At 37.3% G+C, this 18,458-nt stretch carries 16 protein-coding genes, 1 riboswitch and 1 other annotated feature; of the genes, 2 read left to right on the top strand and 14 right to left on the bottom strand.

Features of this window, described 5'->3' with window-relative positions; all coding sequences use genetic code 11:
- Positions 1 to 3 precede the first annotated feature (3 nt).
- From DES48_RS08450 to DES48_RS08410, 9 genes are all read right to left on the bottom strand, one after another.
- Positions 4 to 759 (bottom strand): prepilin peptidase, encoded by a 756-nt coding sequence (locus tag DES48_RS08450; RefSeq protein ID WP_113868427.1) that lies wholly within the window; start codon positions 757 to 759, stop codon positions 4 to 6.
- Between the two features lie 72 nt (positions 760 to 831).
- Positions 832 to 1,203 (bottom strand): competence type IV pilus major pilin ComGC, encoded by a 372-nt coding sequence (locus DES48_RS08445; protein WP_113868424.1) that lies wholly within the window; start codon positions 1,201 to 1,203, stop codon positions 832 to 834.
- A gap of 20 nt (positions 1,204 to 1,223) precedes the next feature.
- Positions 1,224 to 1,307, bottom strand: a riboswitch (cyclic di-GMP riboswitch).
- Between the two features lie 66 nt (positions 1,308 to 1,373).
- Positions 1,374 to 2,576 (bottom strand): type II secretion system F family protein, encoded by a 1,203-nt coding sequence (locus tag DES48_RS08440; RefSeq protein WP_113868422.1) that lies wholly within the window; start codon positions 2,574 to 2,576, stop codon positions 1,374 to 1,376.
- Between the two features lie 27 nt (positions 2,577 to 2,603).
- Positions 2,604 to 3,644, bottom strand: coding sequence for a type IV pilus twitching motility protein PilT (locus tag DES48_RS08435; RefSeq protein ID WP_113868518.1), 1,041 nt, complete (start codon positions 3,642 to 3,644; stop codon positions 2,604 to 2,606).
- Between the two features lie 9 nt (positions 3,645 to 3,653).
- A complete protein-coding gene (locus DES48_RS08430) occupies positions 3,654 to 5,279 on the bottom strand; it encodes a GspE/PulE family protein (RefSeq protein WP_113868420.1) in 1,626 nt (541 codons plus the stop codon).
- A gap of 20 nt (positions 5,280 to 5,299) precedes the next feature.
- Entirely contained in the window at positions 5,300 to 6,781 is a 1,482-nt protein-coding gene (locus DES48_RS08425; RefSeq protein ID WP_147232396.1) for a pilus assembly PilX N-terminal domain-containing protein, read from the bottom strand.
- Positions 6,782 to 6,786: 5 nt separating this feature from the next.
- Entirely contained in the window at positions 6,787 to 7,203 is a 417-nt protein-coding gene (locus tag DES48_RS08420) for a PilW family protein (protein ID WP_113868416.1), read from the bottom strand.
- Between the two features lie 13 nt (positions 7,204 to 7,216).
- Positions 7,217 to 7,669 (bottom strand): type IV pilus modification PilV family protein, encoded by a 453-nt coding sequence (locus DES48_RS08415; protein ID WP_113868414.1) that lies wholly within the window; start codon positions 7,667 to 7,669, stop codon positions 7,217 to 7,219.
- Positions 7,670 to 7,776: 107 nt separating this feature from the next.
- Positions 7,777 to 9,045 carry a bifunctional folylpolyglutamate synthase/dihydrofolate synthase gene (locus DES48_RS08410; RefSeq protein ID WP_113868412.1) on the bottom strand — a complete coding sequence of 423 codons (1,269 nt, stop codon included), beginning with the start codon at positions 9,043 to 9,045 and terminating at the stop codon, positions 7,777 to 7,779.
- 78 nt (positions 9,046 to 9,123) lie between these two features.
- Between DES48_RS08410 and DES48_RS08405 the strand changes: the two genes are divergently transcribed.
- Complete coding sequence (locus DES48_RS08405) at positions 9,124 to 10,002, top strand: RimK family alpha-L-glutamate ligase (protein WP_113868410.1); 879 nt, start codon at positions 9,124 to 9,126, stop codon at positions 10,000 to 10,002.
- 110 nt (positions 10,003 to 10,112) lie between these two features.
- Here the strand turns inward: DES48_RS08405 and DES48_RS08400 are convergent, their stop codons facing one another.
- A complete protein-coding gene (locus DES48_RS08400) occupies positions 10,113 to 12,761 on the bottom strand; it encodes a valine--tRNA ligase (protein ID WP_113868408.1) in 2,649 nt (882 codons plus the stop codon).
- Positions 12,762 to 12,827: 66 nt separating this feature from the next.
- Positions 12,828 to 13,055: a binding site (T-box leader), on the bottom strand.
- A gap of 202 nt (positions 13,056 to 13,257) precedes the next feature.
- On the opposite strand from DES48_RS08400, the gene DES48_RS08395 reads away from it, so the two are divergent.
- On the top strand, positions 13,258 to 13,446 hold the full coding sequence (locus tag DES48_RS08395; protein ID WP_113868407.1) for a hypothetical protein: 189 nt from the start codon (positions 13,258 to 13,260) through the stop codon (positions 13,444 to 13,446).
- On the opposite strand, the gene DES48_RS08390 is transcribed toward DES48_RS08395, so the two are convergent.
- The 4 genes from DES48_RS08390 to hemB form a co-directional block, all read right to left on the bottom strand.
- On the bottom strand, positions 13,443 to 14,459 hold the full coding sequence (locus tag DES48_RS08390) for a protein kinase family protein (RefSeq protein WP_170126186.1): 1,017 nt from the start codon (positions 14,457 to 14,459) through the stop codon (positions 13,443 to 13,445). The genes DES48_RS08395 and DES48_RS08390 overlap by 4 nt on opposite strands.
- A gap of 63 nt (positions 14,460 to 14,522) precedes the next feature.
- Positions 14,523 to 15,683 carry a stage VI sporulation protein D gene (gene spoVID / locus DES48_RS08385; protein ID WP_113868403.1) on the bottom strand — a complete coding sequence of 387 codons (1,161 nt, stop codon included), beginning with the start codon at positions 15,681 to 15,683 and terminating at the stop codon, positions 14,523 to 14,525.
- A 490-nt stretch (positions 15,684 to 16,173) separates the two neighbouring features.
- A complete protein-coding gene (hemL, locus tag DES48_RS08380; RefSeq protein ID WP_113868401.1) occupies positions 16,174 to 17,457 on the bottom strand; it encodes a glutamate-1-semialdehyde 2,1-aminomutase in 1,284 nt (427 codons plus the stop codon).
- A 15-nt stretch (positions 17,458 to 17,472) separates the two neighbouring features.
- Positions 17,473 to 18,456, bottom strand: a complete 984-nt coding sequence (gene hemB, locus DES48_RS08375) for a porphobilinogen synthase (protein WP_079708350.1) — start codon at positions 18,454 to 18,456, stop codon at positions 17,473 to 17,475.
- Between the last annotated feature and the right edge of the window lie 2 nt (positions 18,457 to 18,458).

The following is an 18,458-nucleotide window of genomic DNA, read 5'->3' as shown; positions in this document are numbered from 1 at the left end:
TCCTTAGAAAAATGATGTCGTATACCAGGTAATTATATCATAGCCAAAAAAATAGGTAACACATGCAGCCATACAGATGAATGGCCCAAATGGTACTGGCGTCTTTCGTTGCACTTTTTTTAGTAGTAATAAGATAAGAGTGATTATCGCTCCGAGTAAGGTAGCAAGAAAAAAGGTCAATAGGATACCTTTGTAACCTAGTACGATACCTAATACAGCTAATAGCTTCATATCACCAGCACCCATGCCACCTTTACTTACTAAAATGATCACAAAAACTACCACAAAACCAATTAGTGCACCAGCGAGTGGAGACCACCACGGGTGAGGGGGATTTATCGCACGAAGCAAAATAAACAGTGGCAAGAAAAACAGCAGTATTTTATTGGGGATAATCATATACCTGATATCAGATACTAAAATAATAGCACACATGGAAGAAAGTAGAAGCGCAATTATTAACTCAAATTGCAACCCTAAGCGTGCATAGCTAAGTGCAAATAACACTCCTGTAAACAATTCAATGATCGGATATAATACAGAAATTTTCTGCTTACACCCTTTACAACGCCCCAGTTGAAAGACATATGATAGGATTGGAATTAACTCTATCCAAGTTAATTGTTTTTTACAATTAGGACAATAGGAACGATCGGAATCAAAAAAAGTATGGTTCGGGATCCGCATCCCAACTACATTAAAGAAAGATCCAAAAACACTTCCAAAAACAAAAAAGACGATAATCATGTATAATTCCATTATTTACTCCTATATATGTATAGAGATCTCATATGGAGTATGAGATCTCTTTTTATTATGATATGATTTTAATTAATTAGCTGCTTTTTCACTTTCTTCAAAAGTGTATCCACCAGAATCCGCTTTTCTATATACTGGTGAATCTGCGCTAAAGCTAGTTCTGTCTAATTCCTCTAAGTTTAAGTCTTCTAAATATCCAGCTTCTTTTAACTCAGTAACTGTCATACCGTTAGAAAAATTACCCTCTACATCCGCTAAACGCGCTGCATCTAATACTAATTCATCTTGTGCTTTGGCCGCATCATCTTTAGCACCATCTGTAATATTCCCTATAGCCGGTACTGCAATTGCAACGATAATACCTAAAATAACAATAACTGCTAAAAGTTCAACTAGTGTGAAACCTTTCTCATTGCGAAACAATTTTTTCATTTTGTTTAACATGTTAACCCCTCCACTTTATTAAATGTGTCAGTCGGTTGCACTACTAGCTCCGATCTATCCAAGTGCCCAAATATAGATAGATTTTCCTCGCTCCTAGCTTTTATACACTACTATTATACTATATCTCTGTTAATTGTCTACAACTTTTTCACCATGGAAGTATTTCCTATTTAGATTGATTCAAATAAGCTGAACATTGGAATAACAATTGCTAGCACGATTGCTCCTACGATAACAGCTAGAAAGATTATCATGATTGGTTCTATTAATGCTTTTAATTTATCAGAGCTTTCATCTAATTCTTGTTCATAGAATTCAGAAACTTTCTTTAACATCGCATCAATCGAACCTGTCCGCTCCCCTACATGAATCATTTGTGTTATTAATTTGGGAAACACCCAATGATTTTGCATCGGTTCGGCTAATGACTCTCCTTTTTCCAATGAATCTCTAGCATTACGCAATACATGTTTAATCACTCGATTCCCAATCACATTTTCAGTAATACTAACTGCCTGTAAAATTGGAACAGAGCTATTTAATAGCGAACTTAATGTTTGAGTCATACGTGATAAAATTGCTTTTTGTACAAATGAACCGAAAATAGGCATACGTAATTTTATCGTGTCAAACATATACGCCATATTCGGATTGCGGTTCAGCAATCGGATACCTACGGCTATTAGAATGACAATAAGTAAGACGAGCCACCAAAAAGTTTGGACAACATCGCTGATCTGCAGAACGATAGATGTATATACGGGTATCTCTTGATCAAATTGCAAAAACATATCCGTAAATACTGGTACAATAACAGCTAATAAAAAGACAGTAATAACAATTGCTATTACACCTACTACGATTGGATAGGTTAATGCGGTAACTATTTTTTGTTTCAGCTGATATTGTTTTTCATAATAGTTTGCCATACGGTTCATAATTTCATCTAAATTACCACTTACTTCTCCTGCTTGTACCATACTGATAAGTAATTCAGGAAATAATCTTGGAAATTCAGCTAAGGCATCTGATAGACTTGTTCCTTCTTCTAATGAGTATTGAATTTGTTTCAACGCTTTCTTTAATGGCTTACTTTGGGTTTGCTCTTCCAATATTTTTGTTGTTTCAACTAAAGTAATACCTGCATCAATCAATGTAGAAAACTGCCTTAGAAAAATAACAAAATCTTTATTTTTTACTGGATTTCCAATATAAATATCTTGATACAACAATGGATTTAATTCTTTTAATTCAAACAGAATCAAATCGTTTAGTTTGATCTGTCGAATCGCTTCTTGTTCTGTTTCGCCTGTTATTCGACCTTTAATTAACTTGCCTTGATTATCTTTTGCTTTATAAGCATAATACTTCACTTTTTCACCTTCTTTCCCAAGAAAGAATTAATAACTTAGTTCTTTAAGATAGGCAGCTGCATGTTTCTCACTAATCATGCCTTGTTTTAGCAAACGATTAATGTCCATGGTCATGGTGTGCATACCATATTCTTTTGAAGTCTGCATCGTATTCGGAATTTGGTGCATTTTCTCTGATCGGATTAAATTCTTAACTGCCGGCGTATTAATCAGTATTTCGGTTGCTGCTACTCGACCGAATCCTTTCATTAATGGGAACAAGCGTTGCGAAACAATCGCTTCCAGCACGTTCGCTAACTGGATACGAATTTGCCCTTTTTGATGCGCTGGAAACACATCAATGATTCGATCCATTGTTGATGAAGCGTCTGTCGTATGCAATGTCCCCAATACTAAATGACCGGTTTCTGCTGCTGTGATAGCAGTCGAGATGGTTTCTAAATCTCGCATCTCACCGACTAAAATAACATCTGGATCTTGTCGCAAACATGCGCGAAGTCCGTTTTGGAAACCTCTTGTGTCAAAGCCGATCTCACGTTGATCAACGAGACACTGGTTATGTTGATGCAAGTACTCAATCGGATCTTCTAAGGTAATAATGTGACGGTTCATTGATTGATTCATAAAATCAATCATCGAGGCTAACGTTGTACTTTTCCCACTTCCAGTTGGTCCAGTTACTAATACTAACCCTTGGGAAAGTTGCGCAATATCTTTTAATACTTCAGGTAGGTCCAATGAGTCAATCGATGGAATGTTCGTTGGAATTGTTCGAATTGCTAAAGAAAGACAATTACGTTGAAAGTAAATGTTCATCCGGAAGCGTGAGATACTCTTAATTCCATGAGATAAATCTAATTCTCTCTCTTCCATTAATCTATTCCACATATCTTCTGTTAAAATTTCTTGTGTCATTCGTTCGGTATCTTCAGGTTCTAGTTTCATCTCACCATAAGGTTGCAGTCTTCCATCAATTCGAAAAACTGGCTTAGAACCTACGGTAAGATGGATATCAGAAGCATTTTTCTTATGTGCTGTTATTAATAATTCTTCTAGATTATAAGTCAATTCATTCACCTACTCTTCTGTTGCAACTCGTAAGACTTCATCTATGGTCGTTAGTCCTTGCTTAACTTTAAATAAACCATCCTCTAATAAAAAACGCATATTGTTATCTTGTAAATAAACCTTCATTTCTGACATATCTGAATGATTCATCATCAATTTCTTCACGTTATCATCAACCACTAATAGTTCATGAATCGCTAAACGTCCACGATAACCAGTATGTCGACAACTATCACAGCCTACACCTTCATACACTTCATCCATCTCTAACCCACGGCTAGCAACAATCTTTTTCTCCATTTCCGTTATTGGACGAGCGGTTTTACAATCTGGACAGACTTTCTTAACTAGACGTTGTGCCATAACAGCCGATAATGCAGAAACAACCAGGTATGGTTCAATTTCCATATCAAACAGACGTGGGATTGCGGCGATTGCACTGTTGGTATGCAATGTACTAAAGACAAGGTGACCAGTTAACGCAGATCGAATGGCAATCTCCGCAGTTTCTCGATCTCGAATCTCCCCTACCATGATAATGTTGGGGTCTTGTCTCAGAATCGAGCGCAGTCCTTTGGCAAAGGTTAAGCCTACTGTACTGTTTACTTGTACTTGATTGATCCCTTCTAACTGATATTCAACCGGATCTTCAACCGTAATAATGTTGACATCTTCTTGATTTAATTCATTAATCGAACCGTATAATGTTGTTGTTTTCCCTGAACCCGTTGGGCCTGTTAACAGTACTAGACCAGATGGTTTCTTAATCACCTTTCCATACCGATCTAACGTATCTTCCGAAAAATCCAGTTCCGTTAATGTTTTGAAAATATTGGTTAGATCTAAAATACGTATAACAATTTTTTCACCATACACAGTAGGTAGCGTAGCTATTCGCAAATCAACAGGTTTCGTATCAATCATTAAACGAATTCGCCCATCTTGCGGAAGTCTGGTTTCGGTTATGTTTAATTGAGATAGAATTTTCACCCGCGCAATTAATGCATTTTGTAATTTTTTCGGTACCGTTTTTTCGGTACGAAGCATGCCATCCACCCGATACCTGACATTCAATTTTGTTTCCGCCGGATCAATATGGATATCACTCGCTTTCAAAGTGATACCAGTTTGCAAAATTTGATCTAACACACGAATAGCAGGAGCATCTTCATCTTCAATCGCTTCATCCGTATAACCATTTTCCACATCATAATATTTATTAATTGCTTGTTGAATATCATCTTTCGTAGCGATCACCGGTTTTACCGTGAATCCTGTAGAAAGCTCTAAATAATCAATTGCATAGTAATCAAGCGGATCATTCATCGCTACAGTTAGAATGTTTTCCCGCTGTTCAATCGGTAATAAGGTATTTTCTTTAGCAAATTCTTTAGGAACGAGTTCCATTAAATCGGAATCAATAGGAAAGCGATATAAAGACACGCTATTTATTTTTAAATGAATTTCTAGCACTTCTAATAACTGACGTTCGGTAATATAGCCTTGTTCCACAAGGGCATCGCCAAGTTTTTGTCTTGGTTTCTTATGTTCAAGCACCTGAACAATTTCTTGTTCAGTAATTAAGCCGCCTTCTTTTAGCACATCACCGAGCTTACGTTTATTTCGTGTAACCATGTGATACCTCATTTCTTTTTTTAATCTAGCTCAATGGAAGGTTCTTGAGTGATTATTTTTTGTTTTGAATTATCTGATCCGAAAGGGAAATCTTCGATGTTTAATGCCTGAAAAATGACATTTGTTCCACCAGATCCTATTAATTTTTTTCCAATAAGCGTTCCATAAATATTTGCTCCTCCAGAAGCGCTAATCTCTGCATTAGGAGCAAGTAGAAAAATTTCCGAAAATGATCCGCCATCAAAAGTTACCTGATCCCCTCCAGTGAGAATGTAGCCTTGAAATCCGCCCCCACCAGTTAAAGTTAAATTTGAGTCTTGAGCAAATAAAGAACCATTAATTTTTTGATTTCCACTTAGCTTAAGCGATTTGTTAGTTCCTGCTAAATAAATATTTAATTGAGAAGTTTCACCATCCATATTTATCTTAGTACCTCCCCCAAGACTAAAATCGTTTTTAATATAAAGGTTAACTGTTCCAGAACCAACAAGACTAATTTTCCCTTGAGAAATATTTAAGTTATTAACGACAATATCACTTGTTTTATTATTAGTATCTATGTTTAATGAGTTGTTACTAGTTACATTAATATTGTTAAAGGATACATGCTGCTTCAAATCTAGATTATAGCCATCTGCTTGCCAACTATTTATGTTTAAATCTCCATTTTTTATAACCTCAAAACGATTATACTGTCCACCAATTGTTTGGTTAGGTAGAAACGCATAGGATGGTATCAAAGGAAAAGCATTAATTAATTGCTGATAATCTGACCACGGAACTTGATATTGACTAGCTACAATTTGCACTGAATCTTTAAGGTGATTGGGTGCGTTTAAAGCATGATTAGCAGCTTCCTTACTGGGAACGTATATTTTTCCATCTTTAAATTTGGTTCCACCACTCATAGATACTGTGTCTTGTTTTAGTGAATCTAGATAGACATCACCCGAAACAGTTGCTCCACCATTTAGCGAAACACTATCTTTTAATACCGCTACAGCATTACTAGGAAATTGAACACCACTACCAGATTTCCAATTCACTTGAAATCCCTTTGTAACTGAGCGCTCTCTCTTGCCTATTTCGCCTTTGGAAACAATCTGGTACTGACGCGGATTCCCTTCAGATATTGATTGAATCGATATCTCCGCTGTCGGTTGCTCACCAAAACTAGAGGAGAAATTTGTTAATTCTTGACCGCTTAATACCGTTATTTTTTCATTTAGTTCATTGAAAAATTCGGCTTGACTGGCCGTGCTTTCATAAGCCGAGTTTACCATGTCTTCAATTTCAACATACGTCTGATTCGCGCCAGCCTCAGCTATATAATATGTCGATTGATAGTCACGATCGACAGTCGTTAAATTAACATTGGCAAAGGATACAGTCGCAAGTGCTAATCCTAATATCGATAATAGGGCTAACGTCATGACCACAAGTGCTAAAATCGACCCTTGCTCTTTCATGAAATAGTGTCTTTTAAGTAAGTTTCTCATCATCTCACCTACTCTCTTAAATAAATGACAGTTGATAATGTTTGTTTTTCATTATATTCGTCTGAGGTACTTCCGATGGTAATATCAATTTGTTCGTCTTGTTTGATTACATTAAACACTGCAATTTGATCGCTTAGCACAACACTATTTTTTAATAATTGCGAAGTATTTAGTTTATATTGATCAGTTCCTATTGTTAACACACTATCTGCAACTGTTACTTCATCAGCGTGGTGGGAGCGAATTGCTTTGGTTATTGTCGACATTACGAATCGTACTTCATCTTGTTTAGCGATTGTTTCTGTTTGTTTACTGTACTGTTTTTGTCCAAAAAACATAACTGAACCTACAAGCATAATAATAATAGATAAAAGAGCTAAAGCTGCTAGTAATTCAACTAATGTCATTCCTCTTTCTTCTCTCACACAAAAACACCTACTATTCTTCCCAAAGAATTTTTGTTTCCATCTGGCCTTTTAATTTATTCGACTGGTCATACACTTTTACTAATACGTTTTTTAACTTATCATCTATCACATTACCGTTACTATCTTTTGCTGTTGACATAGTTACTTCAACCTTTTCACCATCTACTTCCTTCGTAAATTGAACCTCTCCATCACCATCAGGATCATTAACTTTCAGATCGTTGAGAGCAGTATCAAAATCTTTTGTCTCACTTAAGTGATAGATGTATTCCACTTCGGTCTGTGCAGTATACGTAGCATCACTAATATCATCCGATAAATTAACTGTTTTTCTTGATTGTATAAAAAATGTTAAGAATGTAACGACAATAATGGACAATATCATAATCGACACTAGTACTTCTACTAGAGTCATTGCTTTTTCTTCCTTCATTAACGTTTGTTGTCGTTGAAAACGAAGCATTCACTTCATTCCTTTTTACTAGTATTTATCTCTAATATAGTATATAAGTCACAATTTGTATATCCTTCATACAATATAAATGACTATTTTAAATATAAAGCTTTCTTTTATTGATCTTTTCGTAGTCGTTTGGAAACCTTACCAATAAAATCCATGGAACCAGTAATAAATGTAGTCATTTCTTGTCTTAATACTTGATCTACTACTTCTTCCCAGTTTTCAATGAATTGCTTATTGGGATTATTAGAATGAGTGAATAATTCAGTTGCCTTGGCCGCTCTTGGATGATCAAAACTAGTAAATAAAATGCAATCAAACACAGGATCTACTCTTTTTATCATTTCTTTAACTGGTTTATCTTTAAAAGCTGCAAAAATCAACTGTTTTTCTTGATTCGGATAATTTTGTTGTACGGTTTGTACAAAGGCTTCTATACTTTCCGTATTATGCGCTCCGTCCACAATGATAGTTGGTGAATGTGCTGTTACTTGTTCAAACCTACCCGTTACTTTTGTATCTGACAATGATGTTGCTATCATTTCTTCAGTAATGGCGTAGCCTTTTGCTTGTAGTTGCAGTAATGTCGCTATAGCTATGCTTGCATTATGTGCTTGATGGGATCCCTTCATGGCTAACGTAAAAGCAAAATCATGTTTCAACCCTGCAAAATGATAATATCTATCTTCTATTTTCGTGTAAATGAATGCTTTACCCAATTGATATAGCGGAGCATCCTGTTCCACAGCATATTGTTTGATAACTCTATTTGCTTCCTCGGGCAAATCACCAATAATAACTGGGGTGTTCTGTTTGATAATCCCTGCTTTGTGACTAGCAATTGAGGCGTAACTGTCACCTAAGAATTGCTTATGGTCCAATCCAATAGTCGTGATAATACTTATAAGTGGAGATAATACATTTGTCGCATCTTCTTTACCACCCATTCCGGTTTCAATAATCGCGATATCTGCATGATCATGTAGGTACTTAAAAGCAATAGCGACAATTATTTCAAATGGACTTGGTGAGTCGCCTGCTTGATCAAGTTGATTAATTTCAGCAGAAATCAAGGAAAAATAATCTAATAATGCCTGATCACTAATAGGTTCGCCATTGATTTGAATCATTTCATTTCTCGTAGCCAAGCTCGGTGAGGTAAAAGTACCTACTCGATAACCTAACCGTTGTAAGGTGTTTGCTAAAAAAGCCACGGTAGACCCTTTGCCATTAGTACCAGCGACATGGATCGCTAGCATCTTTTTTTCTGGTTGATCACATACCATTAGTAAATGCTTGATACGATGTAAACCAGGCTTTATCCCTAATGTCTCTCTTTTATTTAAAAAACTATTTAATTCTTCCATTGTCTCTATCATGTTTTCCCTACTTCCATAACGTATGTTTATCCGTCATAATATACATTATATCAAATATGAACAAGGAGAATTCTGTCGATGTACGGTTGGATAATTTATAATGGCCATTTGCAAAGTGACGCATTTCTGACGTTTGCAAATTGGGTTAGCGATGCAGGGACGAAAAAAGGAATACAAATCGATCAAATAAAAAACAATGAATTGCTCGTGATGTTGGACGATGAAACACCGTTACTTTCTAGCGGACAACAGCGACCAAAACCTTCTTTTGTTATATTTATTGATAAAGACATTTCATTAGCAAGACAGTTAGAATCATTAGGTATTCCTGTCTTCAACACTTCTCAAGCAATCGCTACTTGTGATAATAAAGTTGAGATGTACGAGGTATTGCATCAAGCAAATATTCCAATACCAAAAACAATACTTGCGCCGAAAATTTTTTCAAAACAACAAAATATCGCTTTCGAATCTTTCTATCCGATTGAGAAAGCTTTAAACTATCCGATAATTGTAAAAGAAGGGTATGGTTCGTATGGGGAACAAGTTTATTTAATACATAATCGTGAAGCATTGATAGAGAAAATACAAGATATTGCCGATCGACCATTCGTGTTTCAATCGTTTATCCAATCAAGTTATGGCAAAGATGTTCGTTTGTATGTGGTCGGTGATGAAGTAGTGGCAGGATTACGACGGGAAAATACGAATGATTTCCGAGCTAATGTAGCGGCTGGGGGAAAAGTGATGCCTTTCATCCCAAATGAACAACAAAAGCAACTCGCCATTGCAGCGACAAAAGCAGTTGGCGCAGACTTTGCGGGGGTTGATCTCTTATTTGGTGAAAGTGATGAACCAATTGTATGTGAAGTAAACACAAGTGCGCACATTAAAAACATTTATGATTATACCGGTGTTAACATAGCCGAACATATCTTAGCATTGATTATAAAATAGATAATTGTATGTTTGTAACAAATCCAATGATGCCAGATAAATTAAAAAACTTGTAAAGTAGATGATCGTATTAAAAAGCCCAAGCAATTGACCTGCTTGGGCTTTACTCATTATCCTTGTAATTCTTGCAGTCTTTCTTGAATTTTTGCACGTTTATCAAGATAATCTTTTTCTTTTTGACGTTCCTCTTCTACCACTTTTTCTGGTGCTTTACTTACAAATCCTTCATTGGATAGTTTTTTCTGAACGCGTTCCACTTCTTTGTTTAATTTTTCTAATTCACCTTTTAAACGTTCGATTTCTTTATCAATATCGATTAAGCCTTCAATTGGTAGATATAGCTCTGCGCCAGTGATAACAGCAGACATCGCTTTTTCTGGAGATGCTACGTCCGTGCCAATTGTTAATGAGCTTGTATTACAGAAACGCTCTAAATACGGACGATTGTTTTCTAATTGTGTTGCAATCCCTTCATTATTTGTTTTCACTAGTAGCACAATTTGTTTCGACATTGGCGTGTCTACTTCTGCACGGATGTTTCGAACAGAACGAATAATAGCAATTAATCGATTCATTTCTTCGGCAGCTTGTTGGTCATGTAATTCATCTCGAACCACTGGCCAAGTTGCAAGTGTAATCGAATCTCCTTGATGGGGAAGGTGCTGCCAAATTTCTTCTGTAACAAATGGCATAAATGGATGCAGCATGCGCATGATCTGATCCAGTACATAAGCCAGTATAGATCTGGTTGTTGTTTTAGCTGTCTCATCTTCGCCGTAAAGCGGAAGTTTCGCCATTTCAATATACCAGTCACAGAAATCATCCCAAATGAAATTATAAAGATGACGACCTGCTTCACCAAAATCATAACGATCGGTATGTTTATTCACTTGTTCGATCGTTTCATTCAATCGCGTGAGAATCCATTTATCTGCAACAGATTTATCGCCTGATAAATCAATATCTTCATAACGGAAGCCTTCAATATTCATCAACACAAAGCGGGAAGCATTCCAGATTTTATTGATGAAATTCCAGGTTGCTTCGATTTTTTCATACTGGAAGCGTAAATCTTGCCCAGGTGTAGAACCTGTTGCTAGGAAATAGCGCAATGCATCTGCACCGTATTGGTCAATGACATCCATTGGATCGACACCATTACCTAATGATTTACTCATCTTTCTACCTTCTGCATCACGCACTAGACCGTGAATAAGCACGTCTTTAAACGGACGCTCCCCATTAAATTCAAGTGATTGGAAAATCATTCGTGATACCCAAAATCCAATAATGTCGTATCCAGTGACAAGGACATTCGTTGGGAAGAAATGTTTAAATTCTTCATGGGCTGTATCTGGCCATTGTAATGTAGAGAATGGCCATAATGCAGAAGAGAACCATGTATCTAATACGTCGCTGTCCTGTTGCCAGTTTTCTTCATCCACTGGTGCTTCTTTTCCTACATACACTTCGCCAGTCTCTTTATGATACCAAGCAGGAATTCGGTGGCCCCACCATAACTGCCGAGAAATACACCAGTCACGTGTGTTTTCCATCCACCGTAAATAATTCGTTTCAAATCGTTCAGGTACGAAATGAACTTTCTTATCATCTGCTTGTTGTTGTAAATCAATCGCTACATCAGCCAGAGGTTGCATATTAACAAACCATTGTGTGGATAGATAAGGTTCAACGACAGCACCACTTCGCTCGGAATGGCCTACCGAATGCATATGCTCTTCAATCGCAAACAAAATACCTTCTTCTTGCAGGTCTTTTACGATTTGTTTACGACATTCGAAGCGATCCATTCCAGCATATTTACCTGCTTTATCATTCATTGTTCCATCTTCACGCATTACTAGAATACGTTCTAAGTTATGGCGATTCCCAATTTCAAAATCATTCGGATCATGTGCTGGTGTAATTTTGACCGCACCAGAACCAAATTCCATATCCACATAATCATCGGCAACAATCTCAATTTCGCGTCCAACAATTGGCAGGATAACTTTTTTACCAATTACATGTTTATAGCGATCATCTTCTGGATGCACAGCAACCGCAGTGTCCCCTAACATTGTTTCTGGACGAGTTGTTGCAATTTCAATCGAACCTTCGTCATCTTTTAGCGGGTAACGCATATGATAGAAATGTCCTTTGACTTCCTCGTGAATAACTTCAATATCAGAAAGCGCTGTTTGTGTAGCAGGATCCCAGTTTATAATGTATTCGCCACGATAAATTAATCCTTTTTCATATAACGTAACAAACACTTCTTTTACAGCTTCAGATAAACCTTCATCTAAGGTAAAGCGTTCCCGTGAATAATCTAAACCTAGTCCAAGCTTTTCCCATTGCGCACGAATAAATCCAGCATATTCTTCTTTCCAATCCCACGCTGTCGCTAAGAATTTCTCTCTGCCTAGATCATAGCGACTTTGTCCTTGTTCGCGTAGCTTTGCTTCTACTTTCGCTTGGGTGGCAATACCTGCGTGATCCATTCCTGGTAAATACAGCGCATCATAGCCTTGCATGCGTTTCATTCGCGTAATAATGTCTTGTAATGTCGTGTCCCAAGCGTGTCCAATGTGTAATTTACCTGTAACGTTTGGGGGTGGTATTACAATTGTAAAAGGTTTTTTATCTGTTGACCTTGTTGCTTCAAAAAACTTACCGTCTAACCAAAACTGATAACGATCTTTTTCTACCGCTGTTGGATCATATTTTGGGGGTAGATTTGTCTGATTGTCTTCCATAACCATCCTCCTAATTTGCTTACATCTGTCAATTTAAATAAAATAAAAACCCTTTCCATCCTTGTAAAAAAGGACGAAAAGGGTTTGATTTCCGTGGTACCACCTTTATTTGCATAACAATTATGCACACTTATTTATGACGTAACGATTCTTCACCGGCTTTTCTTACTACTGTTCAGAAAAACTGCATCAGAGGCGACATTCCAAGATAGACATTCCTAGAAGACCTTTCAGCAAAATGGTCTTCTTCTCTGTTGGCGACTAAACTGTACTCTTCCTCTTCATTGCATTTCGTACTATTAAGTTTGTATATTCGTTATTTTATACAATCATCAACTGAAAAGTCAATATATACGAGAAAACTTTCCTATATTGGACGAGATTATTCAACTAATCCTGTAAACGCTACGCCTTACACTTAGTAAATTTCTTAACAGGCACATATATATTTTAACTACATACAATACACCAAAAGAAGGAAGCTGAGGTGTTTATCATGAGTCGTTATTATCGCTATCGGTTACCACCTTGGTGCCGAAACTGGTTAATTATTATTGAGCGATGTATGTTACCAATTCTTATTGTGCAATGCTTGCGTACATTATTCTTTCCTACTACATTAGATGTGTTTTTACTTGGTATTTTTACTGGTATTTATGTAGCATTTTATTTAGAGTGGATTTAATCTGCTTGTTCTTCATCTGTTTCAAGTAATTGGTCACGCTTTTGCTGTAAGTGGCCTTGAATCGATAATCCTGCTATTATTCGACGATAATTTTGTAGTAACAGTGGTGTTAATGTTAATTGACGGCTTTGTTCTTCCAAATACTGTTGAATAACTGCTAGGTAAGCATCTGGTTGTAACAAATAAATAGCTAACAAATCTCGTTGGCTAAGGGTTAGAGGGGACTGTTTCTCATAGTACGGTATCGCTTCAGTGATGTGTAAAATATTTGTATCATGCCGATATGTTTGATAGTAAATAGCTGTTGCAAGCTCCATCATAGGATCACCCATATGGGCATAATCCCAATTGATTAAACAACCCGCATCAGTGGTAGCTAAATAATGAGAGGCAGTCGGATAGCCATGACAAATGGATTGAAATTCAAATTCTTCTGATTTCACGTCGGTTAGGTAGTTATCATAAGAACGAGCTAATGCTTGAAAAATCTGTTCTACTTGATGAAATTGCGTGCAAACTTCTAAACCAAATGGCGACATGTAACGTTTCTCCTCTAACCTATCTATATACATTAATAAGCGCTCGTATTTTTTCTCCATTTCTAGTTTATTCCACTTGATTTGTTCTTCTGTAGCAGTATAGTTTACGTAATAAGATTGTTTCGTGACACCGTGTAATCTGCCAAGACTAGCAAAGAAGTCTTTCGTCGTACCTTGACCTGGATGTTCTTTTTCTTCAGGAATCCAAGGCATTAAGTAATAAATTGAATTGTCCACTTTTGTATAAATACTACCTGTTATATTCTGATAGACAGGCACTATAAAAAACAATTGTTTGCTCTCCCTTAACCGGTAAAGGGTATACCACTGACCAATGGTTTGATCAGTAAGGGTGGATTTCTTCAAAGCAAATATCCTTTTCTGAGTCATTATCTTCCATACACGTGGTGTCATTTGTTCTTGACTAAACACGTTGATACCATATTGCCTTAATACATGAACAAGTGGATTCATATGATCCATCTCCAATCAAAAAAGGTAACAACACATGATCTGTGTAGCTACCCCGAAATTTCCCTATCGAAATGTTTCTTTTTTTCTTTTGTTTGGAATGTATACCATTTGCCCTGCGGTTAAGTCTTGGTTCTCTAACCTATTTGTTTGTGATAAAAGACTGGCTGACACTTGATACCGTTCAGCAATCGTTTGAATGGTATCTGATTCTTGCACAATGTAAATACGCAATTTCGTATAAGATTCTTCTTCTTCCGTATCAAATAAGCTAGTAAAACTTGTGATGTCGTCTTGTCGTTCATTATCTTCTGATTGTTGTTCCATAGGCTCTTCATTAACTTCAATGGATTCAATAGGTTCAGGTGATTCCACATCCTCGATTGGATCAATTGATTCAATCGACTCTATCGATTCTACAGATTCTGGGGATTCAATAACTACTTCATTTGAGGCCGATTGTTTACCAAAAAATGAAGCAAATGATTCCGTCTTTGCATGTATCCAACGATTTTTATCCTCTACTTCCCCCTCTGACAGTGCATTGTCGGAAGGCTGGTCTTTTTGACTACTCTCTGATAAGTTTTCCTCTTCTTGATATTCTTGCCTATCCACTTGGTCTTCAGGTGGTTCTGGTGGTTCCTCTACCTCAAAACGAAAGGTATCTTCTTCTGCTGTTTTTTCTTCCATATTATTAGTCTCTAGTGTTTCTTCTCCAACCTCGTCAGCAACATCAGCTTCCATATCTCCTTCTATCGTGTCTTTTCGTTCCGATTGTTCTTCTACTATGCCGTTTATTTCAATCGTTGCTTTTACACGTAATTTACTCGCTTCTGGCAGTTCATAGTCAAACGCTTCAATACCTACGGTGACATCCTTTAGATCACTCACTCGATATAATGGAATAGAAATCTCTACAGGGAATTGATGTGCGAAATGATTCACTCCGTCTTCACGCATTTCTACTTGATCCATGTATCTTTTGTTAGGAAACTCACGTATATCAGTTACTGCGGTTTCATCCCCCAATTCTTGACTGTCTTCACCAACATAATATTCGCCACTAAGCTCTATTACACCTCGAATGGAAACATGATCGTCAAACGCTTGAATAGATATTTCAGGTTCTAATGATATATTAATCATTTCTGCTACTTGTTGCCCATCTTTTAAGCGCAATGACTCATCTAATTCAAAGGTGAATGCATCCTGACTATTATTTGGCATGTGCTTCCTCCTCTCCAAATCAACTTATCAAAGACAAACATGCTTCTCTTTTACAGATATATGCTTTTGGATAAGAAATATGCTCAGCTACCATTGATATTTACGTTTATAATAAGCAAAGAAGAAGTGATACAAAACTAATTTGTAACTACAGTATACGAATGATTGATGAGAACTTAACCATCGCAACTGGAAATACACTCGCGTTCTGCGGGCACGTCCTCGGGCACACAGGACGTGGGTCAGTTAGACGTTGTCACAGGACGTGACGGTTTTCGTCTAACTTCTAGCCGCTTTACAAAGTGGCTCTTCGGCTCGTGGGACTGCGATTACTCGTCCCATCGAAAACATACGCTGTTCCCGCTAGAGTCTCGTATATTTCCAGTTACTTAGTTATATTTTCTAATTAAAACGAACGATGGATAAAATAGGTTATCCATCGTTCGTTTATCAGGGATCTTCATTCACTTTTGGCCCAGCTGCTTCACTATTAAAGTTGTTGAAATGCTATATTTGCTGCTTTAATCGTATTTTCAATATCTTCATCTGTATGGGAAGTAGATAAAAATAAACCTTCAAATTGAGATGGTGGCAGGAATACACCTTGCTCAATCATTGCACGATAATAAGTGGCGAAGCGCTCTACATTTGAGCTATTAGCGGTGTCATAATTGACAACCGCTTGATCATTAAAGAAAAAGCCAACCATCGAGCCAGCTCGATTTACTTGTAAAGGAATGTCATTCTCCGCAGCAGCTTTTGTGAATCCAGCAATCAATTTATCAACTTTTTCATTGATTGCTTGATACGCTGTTTTATCCATTGCTTTAAGTGTTTCTAAGCCAGCAGTCATTGCTAATGGATTTCCAGAGAGCGTACCGGCTTGATAAATGTCACCTGTTGGCGCCATTTTTTCCATGATTTCTCGCTTTCCACCATATGCACCAACTGGTAGACCCCCACCGATCACTTTACCAAGACATGTTAAGTCTGGCGTTACATTAAAATGTCCTTGTGCGCAATGATAACCAACACGGAAGCCAGTCATCACCTCATCAAAAATTAGTAAAGCACCATACTCTTCGGTAACTTGGCGTAATCCTGGTAAAAATTCTTCTTTTGGTGGTACAACACCCATATTACCAGATACCGGCTCAACGATTATCGCCGCAATGTCATCGCCAAACTGTTCAAAAGCATAACGCACACTTTCCAAGTCGTTGTATGGTACGGTAATGGTGTGCTCTGCAATTGAGGCTGGCACACCTGGACTATCTGGTAAACCAAGCGTAGCAACGCCTGAACCAGCTTTAATTAACAAAGAATCTCCGTGCCCATGATAATTACCTTCAAATTTAAGTATTTTATTTCGTCCAGTATAACCCCGGGCTAATCTCAAGGTACTCATGGTAGCTTCTGTTCCCGAATTAACCATTCGAACCATTTCTATTGATGGAACACGTTCGATGACAAGTTTAGCTAATTGATTTTCTAACTTGGTAGGTGCACCAAAGCTTGTCCCATTTGAGACTACTTTTTTTAATCGATTCACTACGTTTGGATGCGCATGCCCTAAAATTAGCGGTCCCCAGCTAAGCACATAATCAATATACGTGTTTCCATCAATATCATAGATTTTCGATCCTTCTCCACGTTCCATAAAGATGGGGTTCATACCGACTGATTTAAACGCACGTACAGGTGAATTAACCCCACCAGGCATTAGATCTACCGCTTCTTTGTACGCATCAATCGAATGATTAAATGATCTCATTAGTACATTCACTCCTTATGATTGTTGTATCCAATTAGCTACGTCTTTTGCATGATAGGTGATGATTAAATCAGCTCCCGCTCGCTTCATTGCTGTTAATGTCTCAAGTACAATCGCTTTTTCATCAATCCATCCGTTTTGTGCAGCTGCTTTGACCATCGAGTATTCACCACTCACATTGTAAGCAACCATAGGAAGATCATGTCGTTCTTTCACGTCGCGAATGATATCCATGTATGCTAGTGAAGGTTTAACGATTAAAAAGTCTGCTCCCTGTTCTACATCTGAAGCTGCTTCACGAAATGCTTCTCGTCGATTGGCTGGATCCATTTGATACTGTTTTCGATCTCCAAATTGTGGGGCACTTTCTGCAGCATCACGAAATGGACCATAAAAAGCAGAAGCATACTTCACTGCGTAAGACATAATTGGAGTTTGTTGGAATCCTGCTTCATCTAATCCTTTACGAATGGCAGCAACAAAGCCATCCATCATACTAGAAGGGGCAATGATGTCTGCGCCAGCTTTTGCTTGTGAGATTGCAGTCTGTACATGTAGTGGCAAAGATTTATCATTATCGACGTGGCCATCCGCATGAATAAGACCACAATGTCCATGAGATGTATATTCACATAAACAAGTATCTGCGATTGTGACCATCGATGGAAAATTCGCTTTAATTTGTTTTAGTGATTGTTGCACAATCCCAGTCTCACAATATGCCTGTGTACCCTCTTCATCTTTTTCCTTTGGTATGCCAAACAATAGTACACTACGAATACCTAATTGCTCTAATTCACTAATCTCTTGATCCAAGTAGTCAAGCGAAACCTGAAAAACACCTGGCATAGAGGATACCTCTGTACGCACTTGTTCCCCTTCTACTACAAATAATGGATAAATTAAATCACTGGTAGTTATATGATTTTCACGAACCAACTCACGCATCGCATTAGAAGTGCGAAGACGTCGATGTCTATTAAAATTTAAGTCATGCATGG

Source organism: Paraliobacillus ryukyuensis, assembly GCF_003315295.1.
Taxonomy (GTDB): Bacteria; Bacillota; Bacilli; order Bacillales; family Amphibacillaceae; genus Paraliobacillus; species Paraliobacillus ryukyuensis.
Note: the sequence above shows the minus strand (reverse complement) of the source record. Positions and strands in the feature narration are given on the sequence as shown.

Bases quoted from the DNA above. Each gene is read 5' to 3' on its own strand.
- DES48_RS08450 (WP_113868427.1), bottom strand. From the start codon at position 759: ATGGAATTATACATGATTATCGTCTTTTTTGTTTTTGGAAGTGTTTTT.
- DES48_RS08445 (WP_113868424.1), bottom strand. From the start codon at position 1,203: ATGTTAAACAAAATGAAAAAATTGTTTCGCAATGAGAAAGGTTTCACA.
- DES48_RS08430 (WP_113868420.1), bottom strand. From the start codon at position 5,279: ATGGTTACACGAAATAAACGTAAGCTCGGTGATGTGCTAAAAGAAGGC.
- DES48_RS08425 (WP_147232396.1), bottom strand. From the start codon at position 6,781: ATGATGAGAAACTTACTTAAAAGACACTATTTCATGAAAGAGCAAGGG.
- DES48_RS08415 (WP_113868414.1), bottom strand. From the start codon at position 7,669: ATGCTTCGTTTTCAACGACAACAAACGTTAATGAAGGAAGAAAAAGCA.
- DES48_RS08410 (WP_113868412.1), bottom strand. From the start codon at position 9,045: ATGATAGAGACAATGGAAGAATTAAATAGTTTTTTAAATAAAAGAGAG.
- DES48_RS08405 (WP_113868410.1), top strand. From the start codon at position 9,124: ATGTACGGTTGGATAATTTATAATGGCCATTTGCAAAGTGACGCATTT.
- DES48_RS08400 (WP_113868408.1), bottom strand. From the start codon at position 12,761: ATGGAAGACAATCAGACAAATCTACCCCCAAAATATGATCCAACAGCG.
- DES48_RS08395 (WP_113868407.1), top strand. From the start codon at position 13,258: ATGAGTCGTTATTATCGCTATCGGTTACCACCTTGGTGCCGAAACTGG.
- DES48_RS08390 (WP_170126186.1), bottom strand. From the start codon at position 14,459: ATGAATCCACTTGTTCATGTATTAAGGCAATATGGTATCAACGTGTTT.
- spoVID (WP_113868403.1), bottom strand. From the start codon at position 15,683: ATGCCAAATAATAGTCAGGATGCATTCACCTTTGAATTAGATGAGTCA.
- hemL (WP_113868401.1), bottom strand. From the start codon at position 17,457: ATGAGATCATTTAATCATTCGATTGATGCGTACAAAGAAGCGGTAGAT.
- hemB (WP_079708350.1), bottom strand. From the start codon at position 18,456: ATGCATGACTTAAATTTTAATAGACATCGACGTCTTCGCACTTCTAAT.